Below are 12742 nucleotides of genomic sequence, written 5' to 3'. Positions count from 1 at the left end.
GGACGTCCGGGCGGCGGCCGAGGGTCCGCCGCCGCCGGATTGGGCGGCTCCCGCCGGCACGATGGGCGGGAGGGACGGCGGAGGCGGCGACGGCAGCCGGCGCACTGCGTGCTCCACGGGCGCCGCCGCTCAGGCCGGTCTCATACGCGAAGGGACGCCGGCTGGACGGGCGTCGGCGCCGTGTCGACGAGTGCGGCCGGGAAGGCGGCCTGTTCGAGGACGCCCGGGGGCTCCGCGGAACCCGCGGGCGTCCGGAGGGTGGAGGCGGGGGTGCGTCGCTGTGGAAGCAGCAGGAAGACCGCGCTGGCCGCCAGAGGCGCCAGCAGCAGGAGCAGCCACCACGGGAAGCCGGCGTCCGGGGCGGTGGCTGCCGCGACCCTGCGGGCCGTCTCCGGGGAGTCGGGGACGCGCGTGCCGCGGACCAGGAGCCGATGCGAGTTCACGTGGATGGGCGTGCAGGTGACGAGGGTGACGTGATCCTCGCCGGGGACGATGCGGAGCAGGCTGATGTCGTCGGGCTTGACGATGTCGATGCGGTCGACGCGGTAGGTGAGCGCCCGGCCGAGCGTGGTGACGATGAACGTGTCGCCGCGCCGGAGCTCGTGCAGGTCGGTGAACATCGTCGCGTCCACGAGGCCGGAGTGCGCGGTCAGAACGGCGTGGGTGCCCGGTCCGCCGACCGGAAGCGAGGAACCGAAGAGGTGGCCGACACCCTTGTCGAGGGTCTGCGTGCTGGTGCCGTGGAAGATCGGCAGGCTGAGACCGATCGCCGGGACGGTGATGCGCGACATGACCTGGTTGCCGGCCACCGTGAGCTGGCCGGCGTAGGCGGCGTACGCCGTGGAGGCGGAGGTCGCGGGAGTGCCGGGTGCCGTGGTCGAGTACGGATCGCGCAGCTGCCCGTAGGGAAGGTGCTCGTTGTAGGAGGCCGCCTCTCGCAGCAAGGCGTTGGTGCGGGCCTCGCCGAGGCCGGCGGCGGTCGTGGCATAGCTCTGCAGCTGTGCGGCGTGGGCGCGGTCCGAGAACCAGGTGGCCGCGGCGGGGTAAAGGATGAGGCCGAGGCCGATGGCGACGCCGAGCAGGAGCAGCAGCCGGATCAGCAGGCCCTGGGGCCGGACGATGGTCGCTCGCACGATCACCACTCCTCTCATCGGGCAGGGAACGGGACCGGGGGGAAGGCCGTACGGCCTTCCCCCCGGAGGGAGGCTGGGTCCGGAGACGGACTCAGCTCTCCTGCGTCGTCTTGCGACGGGCGCGGATCAGGACGATCACGATGCCCGCGAGGACGAGTGCGCCAGCGCCGTAGAACAGGGTGGCGCTGAGCGTGGAGCCGGTGAAGGGGAGCGTGAAGCCGTCGTTGTGCTTGGCGTTGTCGATCTCGAGGGTGGTGGCGTTGGCGCCGAGGCCCATCGCGGTGGTCTTGATCGGCTCGGCGAGCAGCTCACGGCCCGTGGGGGCCTTGGTCTCGACCAGCCAGAAGTACTGGTACTTCGGGTCCGTGGTGGAGGTGAGCTGGGCGGCGTCGGCGTAGTCGGACTGGCGCAGACCGATGATCGAGACGGTGCCGTCGGCCCCGGTGGTCCACGTGCTGGTGCCGTCGATGGTGATCGGGTTGGTGCCCGCCGCGGCGTCGGCCGCGGTGGCGTAGAGCTTGAACTGGGCACCGGCCAGCGACATGCTCTGGTTCTCGGCGGCGCGCTTGTGGATCTTGATCGCGGCGAGCTTGGTGTCCACCGGGCCGACCGGGATCGGCGTGGTCGGGACGTTCGGGTCGGTCGGGGTGCCCGGGGTGGTCTCGCCGGGCTTGCCCGGCTTGATGACGAAGCTGGCCTGGTTGGGGTAGACCCAGCCGACGTTGATGATGTGACCGTCCTCGCCGATGCCGTTGCTGACGGCGTTGACGATGGTGTGGAGGACGATCTTCACCTGGGCGGAGGCGTCGGCGGTCTTCGCGGCGGCCAGCTTGGCGCGGCCCGCGGCGTTGACGTCGATCGTGACCGTGTTGGTGGCGGCGTCGAGGGTCGCCGTGTAGTCGGAGGTGGTGAGCGTGCCGCCCGACGTCAGCGACACGTCGGCCTTCGAGTAGGTGAGCCGCGAGTCCAGCGGGTCGACGATGCGGTAGCCGTCGGTGGCCGGCCCCGCGGGGATGTCGGCGAGGATGGTCCAGTCGACCGGGCCGCCCATCGCGATCTCGGTGGCGTCCTTGACGGTCTTGGAGCCGCCGACCTTGGAGTTCTTCGGGTAGACGTGGACGTCGTACATCCACTTGTCGAGGTTGGCCGGGTCGGTCATCGGGACGGTGATCAGGAACGGCGCGGCAGGGGTGACGCCCGCCGGGTACTTGGTCTCCGTGACGTAGTAGAGGCCCAGGTCGAGGTTGCTCGCCTTGGCGATGCCCGTGCTGGCGGTCGTGACCACCGACTTCGTGGCCGACAGCTGGCTCTGCGCCTGTGCGGGGGTGAGGGTGGTCGCGGTCTTCCAGCCGGCGTTCGTCGTGAGATCGACGTTGTTCACCTTCGTGATGGTGAACTCGACGCCCTGCATCGGGGTCAGACCCGCGAGGTCGCCGTGGTCGGCGCCGTCGGCCTCCACACCGGGGCCCGCGGCGGGCATCTCGTACTTGTGGATCGTGATCGAGCCCTTCTTGGTGGCGTCGATCGTCGACGGAGTGACGGCGGCCGAGGCGACCGAGGCCATTCCGAGGGCCAGCACCGCTGGCCGCGGTGGCCGCGACGAGCTGGACGGCCCGCCGGGTGATGTGTGATTGCAAAGGGGTTCCTTCGACTCGTTCGTGTACTGGTGCGTGCCGTGATCGTCAGGTGCGCGTCAGGATGCGCGGATCGACCGGCGAACAGCCGGGCGAGACCTTCCGGGCCGTGGCGAGCCTAGGAATACGCGGGGATGCAGCAGCCCCATCCCTCGCGACATACGTCCGCGATCGTAGCGGTGTACGTGATATTCGGTATGTGTACGCACGCTCCATCGCCCGCGTAGGTCAGGCCGGCCATGCCGCGGTGCCGGGGCGGCCGGCGGAACGACCGTCGAGAGGGTCACCGGCGCGCCCGATCACCCCCGAACGGGGCGAGAATCCCGATCCTAGGACCCGGACGCGGGGCGATCGGTGCCTCCGCCGCGGATAGGTGAACACCCGTACCGATCTGCGCGTACCGGCGGTGGTGCGTATCTCTCCGCTCCTCGCGCGTACCGCGACGTGGAGCGGCCGACGGGGCGGAAGGGCTGGCATAACGTCGAACCCGCTCTGCCCTCCCGCGGGGCGATCCGTCGTCGTCGCGCGCGGTTGAGAAGAGGAGGACTTCGTGAAGAATCCGAAACGGCTGCTCCGCTCCGCAACCCTGGCCGCCGGAGCGGGAGTGCTGGCGTTGCGCAGGCGGGGTGCCCGCTCCTCGTCGCGGATGTCGATGACCATGTGATCGCGTCACCACACCCCCGTTCGCACCACCCGTAACCACGCCCGCTCCGCCGGGATCTCAGAGAACACGTCGATGAACCATCACTCCAAGCACCTGCGCCGCAGCCTGGCGCTCTCCCTCGCCTGCGGCGTCGTCCTCGGAGGCGGCACGGTGACCGCTGACTTCGTCACGACTCCGCCCGCCTTCGCGAACACGTCCGTCTCGGGCGTCATCAACTCGTATCAAGCCGTCTCCGCCGTGTCGGGCACGACGGTGACCGTGACGGGGGCGCTCCGCGGATCGGGGCTGCCCTTCGCCGTCGGCGATGAGGTGATGCTGATCCAGATGACCGGTGTCTCGCCCTCCGTGCCCGGCTCGAACTTCGGACATTACGACGTCGCCACGGTCACCGCCGTCGCCGGGGCGGCCATCACCCTGTCGGCCATCACCACGAGCTACAGCCCCTCGGCCGAGGCCGTGCAGCTCGTGCGGATGCAGGGCGGGGCCGGCACCACGGTCAGCGCGGATGTGAAGGCCGCTGCCTGGGACGGGCGGACGGGCGGAGTCATCGCCATGGCCGGCGAGACGCTCACCCTCACCAAGAACATCGACGCCTCCGGTTCCGGATTCACCACAGCGAACGCGCCCACCAGCGCCGTCGTCGCCGCACGATCGTCGGGAGCCGGGCAGACGACAGGCCGCGGTTCCAAGGCTGCCGACGTCCCGTCCTGGCTCGACGGCTACAAGGGCACCGGCGGTGCGCCCGGCGGCGGCATCGGCGGCGGTGGCGGCTCGACCGCGACGTCCAAGGGCGGCGGTGCGGCCGGCGGCGCCACCGATGGCAACGGCGTTCCCGCTGCCGGTGTGAACGGTGGCGCGGCCACCGGCTGGACGGTCGACCTGCACGGCGGCTCGGGCGGCGGCGCCGGCGGTGGCGGCGGCATGCTCGGCGGCGGCGGAGGCGGCGGCGGTGGTGCCGGCGGAGGCGGCGGTGGAACCGACGGCGGCGGAGCGGGATCCACCGACGATTACAAGAACGTCACCTACGCGGTTGGCGCGGGCGGCGGCGGCACGCGGAGCGTCGGAAACGGCGGGGACGGCCTGCGGGGCGGTCCGACGGGCACGTCACCCACCTGGTCCCAGAATGAGGGCAGCGCCGGTGCGGGCGGCGGGTCGTACGGGGGCGGTGGAGGCGCCGCCTCCAATTCTGCCGGCGGCGACGACGGTGCCGGCGGCGGTGGCGGCGGCGGCTGGTTCGGCGGCGGGCGCGCCGGTGCCGGAGGAGGCGACATCCCCTACAACGCATCGGGCGGAGCAGGGAACACGGCCGTCAACCAGCCCGTCCCCGACGACAGGAACGGACTCAGCGCGGCCAACCCCCTCCTCATGATGGGCGGCGGCGGCGGCACAGGATCGCAGGACTCCGGGTCGAGCGCGGGAGGCGCCGGCGGTGGCATCGTGTATGTCGACTTCGCGACCATCTCGAGTTCGGGCGGTCAGATCCGCACGAACGGCGCGAACGGCGTGAGCGCCGCCGGCGGCGGCGCTCACTCCGGCTCCGGCGGCGGCGCCGGCGGTCAGATGCGGGTCCGTGCCGCGACCGTGGCTGCCGGGCTCACGCTCGCGGCGAACGGCGGCACCGGTGGTGCCGCGACCTCGAACAACTACCACGGCGGAGTGGCCGGCGGCTCCGGCGGCGGAGGCGGCATCTGGCTGGAGCTCGCAGATGCAGCGGCATCCTGCCCGGCGACGACGGCTCCGAACGTCAGCTTCCAGATCAACGGCGGATCGGCGGGAAACCCGATCGTCAACCCTAAGAACGGGTATGCGACCGCGACCGGCGGCGCCGGCGGCAAAGGCCTCGCCTGCGTGAGCAGACTGCCGATGACGCCCGAGATCGCCACGGTCGCGACCGATGTCGTCGATGGCGACCACCAGCTCGTGCAGACCGGCGGCACGGTGAAGGACACCGTGTCCTATACGAACCTCACCCCCGGCGCCGCGTACACCGTCAAGGGAACGCTCATGGACAAGGCGTCGGCGACCTCCACCGGGATCACCGCGCAGGCCTCCTTCACGGCCGCCGCTTCCGGCTCGGGGTCGGTCGAGGTGACATTCTCCGTTCCTGCGGGGTATGCGGGGAAATCGCTGGTGGCGTTCGAGAAGGTGTACGACGCGACGAGCACGCTCGTCGCCGCCCACGAGGACATCACCGACACAGCGCAGACCGTCTCGCTCGCGAGTCTCGCGACGGTCGCGGTGGACAAGGCGGACGGCGATCACACGCTCGACGCGGCCGGCGGGGTCGTCGTCGATACCGTCACTTATGCGAATCTCGTCGTCGGTGCGACCTACACGGTCAGCGGAACGCTCATGAACAAGGCGACCGGCCAGTCCACCGGTGTCGTCGCGACGAAGACGTTCACCGCGTCGGCGTCCGGATCCGGCACGGTGACCGTGGAATTCACGGTGCCCGACGGCTACGGCGGGGCGGCCCTCGTGGCGTTCGAGCGGCTGACGGATGGCAGCGGCCGGCTGGTCGCCTCCCACGAGGACCTCTCGGACAGCAACCAGACCGTGACGCTCTCGACCAAGCCGCTCATCGTCAACAAGATCGACGAGACCGGGCGGCTGATCGACGGCGCCGCCTTCGACGTCTGCAAGGAGGTCGTGGCCGAGGTCATCTGCGCTGGTCAGCCCGGCTTCACCTCGACCGCTCCCGGGGTGTTCAGCATCGCGAAGCTCGACTCCGGCGTCTACCAGCTGAAGGAGTCGAAGGCGCCGGCCGGATACGTCCCGCTCTCCCAGCCCGTGCGGTTCACGGTTCTCACCGACGGCGGCATCGTGTTGATGTCCACGGACCCGAACGTGACGCTGAGCGGCCAGACCATCACCGTGAGGAACGTCCCGGTGCCGGTCGAGGTGGTCAAGGTCGGCTCGGACGGAGGCACGGACGTCCCTCTGAACGGCGCCGGCTTCCTCGTGTTCCCGTATGCGGGCCTCGACTCCACGGCTCACGTGGTCGTGCAGCCCGATGCGTCTCCCGTCGCGGGAGTCTGGTATCGGATGAACCCGGCGAACGTGTCCGCGTACCAGCGCATCCAGAGCGCGCACCCGGGCTGGCAGATCACCTTCACGGCCGACGCGAGCGTTCCCGTCGGAACGGTCAGGCTCGCCGGGCTCGCGAGCGGAACGGTGTACCTGCTCGTCGAGATGGTGGCGCCGACCGGTCACGCGCTGCTGGCGGAGCCGGTCCCGTTCACCATCGACGCAGGCAAGGCGATCACGGTCCAGCAGGCGGGCTTCCATCCGGAGGCGGCGGCGTCCGGGAGCAGGCTGGTCATCACCGACGCCGCCGCGATCGTCCTCCCGCTCACCGGCGCGAACGCGGGCTGGGGCTATGGTCTCAGCGGCGTCCTCCTGCTGCTCGCGGTCGCCATCGGTGCCGTCGTGCTCCGCCGCCGCCGACTCGTGGTGTAGTTATGCCAAGGAGAGGGGAGCCCGCGTGAAGGAGAAGCAGGAGATCGTCCGGGACTGGCTGCCGCGGTACACCGGCACGCCGCTGGAGGGGTTCGGGGAGCACGTGCTGCTCACCAACTTCGGCGACTACGTCGAGCGGTTCGCGGAGTGGTACGGCACGGAGGTGCGCGGCCGGGAGAAGTCGATGCCGAACGCCACCGCCGACGGCATCACCATGATCAACTTCGGCATGGGGAGCCCGAACGCGGCGACGGTCATGGACCTCCTGAGCGCGGTCTCGCCCAAGGCGGTGCTGTTCCTCGGCAAGTGCGGGGGCGTCAAGCGCAAGAACCAGCTCGGCGACCTCGTGCTGCCGATCGCGGCGATCCGCGGCGAGGGCACCTCGAACGACTACCTGCCGCCCGAGGTGCCCGCGCTGCCCGCCTTCCAGCTGCAGCGCGCGGTCTCCACGTCTATCCGCGACGCCCAGCACGACTACTGGACCGGGACGGTCTACACGACGAACCGGCGGGTGTGGGAGCACGACGACACGTTCAAGACGTACCTGCGGCGCACCCGCTGCATGGCGGTCGACATGGAGACGGCGACGATCTTCGCGGCGGGGTTCGCCAACCACATCCCGAGCGGGGCGCTGCTGCTGGTGTCGGACCAGCCGATGATCCCGGAGGGCGTGAAGACGGCCGAGAGCGATCGCGGCGTGACGACGCAGTTCCAGGAGCGGCACATCCGGATCGGCGTGGAGGCGCTGCGGCTGGTGCGGCGCCGCGGACGCAGCGTGCGGCACCTGCGGTTCGAGGACGACTGAGAACGGGCGGTCAGCGGAAGTCGCGCGAGGTGGTGCGGACGCCGGTCTCGAGGGACTCGAGGCGGTCCGCGACGATGTTGACCACGCCCTCCTCGCTGCGCTCCAGAATGCCGCGCACGATCATCGCGGGAGCGGTCCTGGCGACCCGGCGGTAGCGGTTCCAGACGCCGACCGGGCAGACGACGTTCACCATCCCGGTCTCGTCCTCGATGTTGAGGAAGGTGACGCCCGCAGCGGTCGCCGGGCGCTGCCGGTGCGTGACCAGGCCGCCGATCTCGATGCGCCGCCCCGACTCGCCCGCGGCGAGCGCGTCGGCCGTGTGCACCCCGCGCGCGGCGAGGGCGGGGCGCAGATAGCGGATGGGGTGGTCGTCGGTCGAGATGCCGGTCGACCAGAGGTCGCTGGCGAGCTGCTCGGCGGGGGAGAGCATCGGCAGCAGCGGCGGCTGCACGGTGACGACGGTGCCCGGCAGGTACTCGGCCCGCTCCTGCGCAGCGTTGCCGGCCTCCCAGATCGCCTGCCGGGTGCTGAGGCCGAAGCCCTCGAACGCGCCGGCCGCGGCGAGCGCCTCCAGTTGGGCGACGGTGAGGCCGACGCGGCGGTTGAGGTCGGCGAGGCTCGCGTATGCGCCGTTCGCCTCGCGCTCGGCGACGATGCGCTCGGCGAGCCGCTCGCCGACGGAGGTGACCCCGGCGAGTCCGAGCCGCACCGCGTGCCCGGCGTCGCGGCGGTGGGCGGCGAAGTCGAGGGGCGCCGACGGGTCGAAGGCGGCGACGGGAGGCTGGTCGCGCTCGAGGCACGGGTCGGTGCCGGTGGGCGCCTCCCTGCCTTCCTGTAACGGCTCCAGCAGCGGGAACACCCCGGAGAGCTGGATGTCGGGCCGCTGCACCACGACGCCGTGTCGCCGGGCGTCGGCGGTGAGGGTGCGCGGCGAGTAGAAGCCCATCGGCTGGGCGCGCAGCAGCCCGGCGAGGAACGCTCCGGGGTAGTGCAGCTTCACCCACGAGCTGACGTAGACGAGCAGCGCGAAGCTGATCGCGTGGCTCTCGGCGAAGCCGAAGTTCGCGAACGCCTCGATCTTGGAGTAGATCGCGTCGGCGTCCTCACCGGTGATGCCGTTGTGCGCCATCCCGTCGTATAGCTTCGCCTTGAGCGCGTCGATCTTCTCGACCCCGCGCTTGGAGCCCATGGCCCGGCGCAGCAGGTCGGCGTCCTCCGCTGTGCAGTCGCCGACCGCGACCGCCATCTGCATGAGCTGCTCCTGGAACAGCGGGACGCCCATCGTGCGCTCCAGCACCGGCACGAGCGACGGGTGGAGGTACGTCACCGGCTCCTTGCCGAGCTTGCGCCGGATGTACGGGTGCACGGCGCCGCCCTGGATCGGCCCGGGCCGGATCAGCGCGATCTCGATGACGAGGTCGTAGAAGCTCCGCGGCTGGAGGCGCGGCAGCGTGCCGATCTGCGCCCGGCTCTCCACCTGGAACACCCCGATGGAGTCGGCCCGGCAGAGCATGTCGTAGACGCCCTGCTCCTCCTTCGGGATGGTGTCGAGCGTCCACTCCTCGCCGAGGGAGGCCGCGATGGTGCGCATCGAGTAGTCGAGAGCGCTCAGCATCCCGAGGCCGAGCAGGTCGAACTTCACGAGGCCCATCCACGCGCAGTCGTCCTTGTCCCACTGCAGCACGGTGCGGCCCTCCATGCGGGCGTGCTCGATCGGGCACACCTCGCCCACCGGGCGGTCGGTGAGCACCATGCCGCCCGAGTGGATGCCGAGGTGCCGTGGGAACTTCAGCACCTGCTGGGCGAGCCCCACCACTTCGTCGGGGATGTCGTGGTCGGTGGTCGGCACCGCGCCCCAGGAGTCGATCTGCTTGCTCCACGCGTCCTGCTGGCCCGTGGAGTAGCCGAGCGCCTTCGCCATGTCGCGCACCGCGTTCTTGGGCCGGTAGCTGATGACGTTCGCCACCTGGGCCGCGTTGTGCCGGCCGTACTTGGCGTAGACGTACTGGATGACCTCCTCGCGCCGGTCGGAGTCGAAGTCGACGTCGATGTCCGGCTCCTCCTCGCGCATGCTCGACAGGAACCGCTCGAACGGCAGGTCGTACTTGATCGAGTCGACCGCGGTGATCCCGAGCAGGTACACCACCGCGGAGTTCGCCGCCGACCCGCGGCCCTGGCAGAGGATGCCGCGGCTGCGGGCGAACTGCACGATGTCGTGCACGATCAGGAAGTAGCCGGGGAAGTCCTTCGCCTCGATCACGTCGAGCTCGCGCTGGATGCGCTCCCGCTTGGCCGGGTCGCGGTCGAGGTCGGGGTAGCGCTCGGCGGCGCCGCGCCAGGTCAGCTCGCGCAGCCAGCTCATCGGGGTGTGCCCCTCCGGCACCTCCTGCTTCGGCAGCTTCGGCCGGGCGCTGCGGAGGCGGAACGAGAGATCGTCGGCGATCTCGGCCGTGCGCTCCACCGCACCGGGGAAGCGCGCGAACCGCGCGGCCATCTCCCGCCCGCTGCGCAGATGCGCGGAGCCCGCGGCGGGCAGCCAGCCGTCCATCTCGTCCAGGCTCCGCCGGGCGCGCACCGCCGACACCGCGGTCGCGAGCGGGAACTGGGCGGGGGAGGCGTAGTGCACATTGTTGGTCGCCACCACCGGCAGCGCCAGCCGCGAGGCGATGCGGGCCAGCACGTCGTTGTCGGTGCTGTCGCGCGGGCCGCCCTGGTCGATCAGCTCGACCAGCACGTTGTCCGCGCCGAACAGCTCCACCAGCCGCGCCACTTCCCGCTCGGCCGCCCGCTCGCCCTGCGCCGCGAGCGCCTGCCGGACGTCGCCCTTGCGGCAGCCGGTCAGCACCATCCAGTCTCCGGCCGCCTGCTCGGCCAGAGACGGGAGGTCGTACACCGGCCGCCCCTTCTCCTCACCGGCCAGCTGCCCGGCGGTGAGCGCCGCGGCCAGCCGGTGGTAGCCCTCCTGCCGGCGCGCGAGGACGACGAGGTGCGAGCCCTCCGGGTCGGCCTCGCCGTTCTGCGGCTTCGACAGCGACAGCGACAGCTCGGCGCCGAACACCGTCTGCACCCTGTCGTACGCCTCGGCCGCCTCCGCCAGCCGGACGACGCCGTACAGGCCGTCGTGATCGGTCAGCGCCAGGCCGGTGAGGCCCAGCCGGGTCGCCTCCTCCATCAGCTCCTCCGGCGAGCTCGCGCCGTCGAGGAAGCTGAAGGTGCTGTGCGCGTGCAGCTCGGCGTACGGGACGTGGGCCTCTGCCGGCTCGGCCGGCTCCAGCGGCCGGGCGACGTACTTCTGCCGCTTGCGGGAGGAGGGCCGCTCGTCGTTCTGCTCGGTCGTGCGCCGACCCGACAGCCGCCGCTCGAACTCGGCCCACGGGATCGGCGGGTTGTTCCAGCCCATGTCAGCGCACCTCCCGCCACGATGCCGGCTCAGTCATAGCGGGCCTCCGCGAACCACGCCGAGCCGGTCAGGATCAGCAGCCAGGCGGTGCCGGCGGCGTCGACCAGCTGGAACCGGTTCACCGCGCTCGAACGCGCCGCATCCCACCACCGCTCCCGCACCGGCCACGGCCCCGCCCACGAGTCCACCGGACGCGCGTCGCGCTCCGCCCCGGTCGCCGAGAACAGCGCGATCGGCGCCGTCACCTCCCCGCGCCCGGTCACCTGCACCGGCTCGCCGTCCTCCGTCAGCACCGCGACCGGCCGCGGCACCTCGAACACCGTCGACGGCGCAGGAGCCGGCAACGACCCCGGCCAGGGCCGGTCCGACCGCGCCACCCCCACCGGCCGGTCGCCCCACGGCACCAGCACCTGCCGCTCCGCCGGCGCCCGCCCGCCGCCGATCGCCGCCGTCAGCACCGCGTCGTGCCCCAGCATGCTCTGCACCCGGGTGAGGCCGTGATGGATGCGCTCGTCCGCACCTCCACCCCACAGGCCGTCCTCGTGGTGCCCGATGTCGTCCACCGCCTCCGGCGCCAGCAGCACCCGGGCGATCGGGGAGGCCAGCCCGGGATCGATCGCGCCGGAGCCCTGCAGCTGCCAGCGCACCCGGTCGACCACGTCCGGCGCGGAGAACAGCCGCGGATGCAGCCAGGTGCGCTCGCTCGCCCGGCCATCGTCGTCGGTCACCTCCACCCGCAGCGACGTGCACACCAGCCCCGCCTTCGTCAGCCCCGCCACGAACTGCTCGGCGGTCGCCCGCACGGCGAAGGTCACCTGATCCACCCGGTCCAGCGGAGGCTCGAACGCGATCTCGCGCTCCAGCTGCTCCGGCGGCGTGCGCGGCACCACCGCGGCGCCGTCGCGCCCGCTCGCCAGATCGTGCGCGTGCTCGCCGCGCTCGCCGAAGCGCTCGCGCACGTCGGTGCGGGCGAGCGCGGCCAGGTCGCCGAGGGTGTGCAGGCCGAGCCGGCGCAGCAGCGGGGTGAGGTCGGTCAGGCCGAGCTGCGCGACGGGGAGGGGCGCGAGGAAGGCGGGGGAGCCTCCGGCCGGGATGATCCGCACCCGGGAGGAGCCGGTCGAGCGCGCGGCCTGCTCGGCGGCGTACGGGCCGTCGGCGATGCCGACGCGGGCGTCGCCGATCCGGATGTGCGGAGCGCCCAGTCCCTCCAGGCAGCGCAGCAGCTCGGCCGCCGCAGCCTCCTCGCCGCCGTAGTACCGGGCGGGCCCGCGGGCGCGCAGCACGCAGGTGCCGGGGCGCACCGGCTGGACGCCCGGCGTGATCTGCTCGATCGCCTCCAGCACCGGCTCGAAGGCGCGGGCGTCGAGCACCGGGTCGTACGGGGCGGTCTCGAGCTGCGGGCAGCGGGCCTGCGCCTCGCGCAGCCGCAGCCCGCGCTTGACGCCGTCGGCGCGGGCCGCGGCCGAGCAGGCGTAGACCATGCCCTTGTCGATCAGGGCGAGCGGGGCCTCCTCCGGCAGGTCGAGCGCCTGGCGGGCGGCGAGCACCGGCCAGTCGGGGCACCAGAGCACGATCGCGCGGGTGACGGCGGGGGCGGCGGCGCCGGTGACCCCGGTGGAGCGGGAGGAGCCGGTGGAGCGGGAGGTC

General features: G+C 72.0%; 6 protein-coding genes. 2 read left to right on the top strand and 4 right to left on the bottom strand.

The features are described 5' to 3' along the window. Positions 1–140 precede the first annotated feature (140 nt). Positions 141–1133: a class C sortase gene (locus tag P5G50_RS12995; protein ID WP_301208449.1), complete on the bottom strand. Its 993-nt coding sequence runs from the start codon at positions 1131–1133 to the stop codon at positions 141–143. Between the two features lie 91 nt (positions 1134–1224). Further along, positions 1225–2712, bottom strand: coding sequence for a SpaH/EbpB family LPXTG-anchored major pilin (locus P5G50_RS12990; protein WP_301230606.1), 1488 nt, complete (start codon positions 2710–2712; stop codon positions 1225–1227). Positions 2713–3503: 791 nt separating this feature from the next. On the opposite strand from P5G50_RS12990, the gene P5G50_RS12985 reads away from it, so the two are divergent. Together P5G50_RS12985 and P5G50_RS12980 are read left to right on the top strand one after the other, a co-directional pair. Further along, the gene (locus tag P5G50_RS12985; protein ID WP_301208451.1) at positions 3504–6890 is read left to right on the top strand and encodes a VaFE repeat-containing surface-anchored protein; all 3387 of its coding nucleotides are present in this window, start codon (positions 3504–3506) and stop codon (positions 6888–6890) included. 25 nt (positions 6891–6915) lie between these two features. Further along, positions 6916–7695 (top strand): AMP nucleosidase, encoded by a 780-nt coding sequence (locus P5G50_RS12980; RefSeq protein WP_301208452.1) that lies wholly within the window; start codon positions 6916–6918, stop codon positions 7693–7695. Between the two features lie 10 nt (positions 7696–7705). On the opposite strand, the gene P5G50_RS12975 is transcribed toward P5G50_RS12980, so the two are convergent. Together P5G50_RS12975 and P5G50_RS12970 are read right to left on the bottom strand one after the other, a co-directional pair. Further along, positions 7706–11095 (bottom strand): error-prone DNA polymerase, encoded by a 3390-nt coding sequence (locus tag P5G50_RS12975; RefSeq protein ID WP_301208453.1) that lies wholly within the window; start codon positions 11093–11095, stop codon positions 7706–7708. A 29-nt stretch (positions 11096–11124) separates the two neighbouring features. Continuing rightward, a complete protein-coding gene (locus P5G50_RS12970) occupies positions 11125–12666 on the bottom strand; it encodes a DNA polymerase Y family protein (RefSeq protein WP_301209383.1) in 1542 nt (513 codons plus the stop codon). Positions 12667–12742 lie beyond the last annotated feature (76 nt).

Source organism: Leifsonia williamsii, assembly GCF_030433685.1.
In the GTDB taxonomy this organism is placed as follows: Bacteria; Actinomycetota; Actinomycetes; order Actinomycetales; family Microbacteriaceae; genus Leifsonia; species Leifsonia williamsii.
The sequence above is the reverse complement of the archived record's forward strand: the minus strand, read 5'-3'. Positions and strand labels throughout refer to the sequence as shown.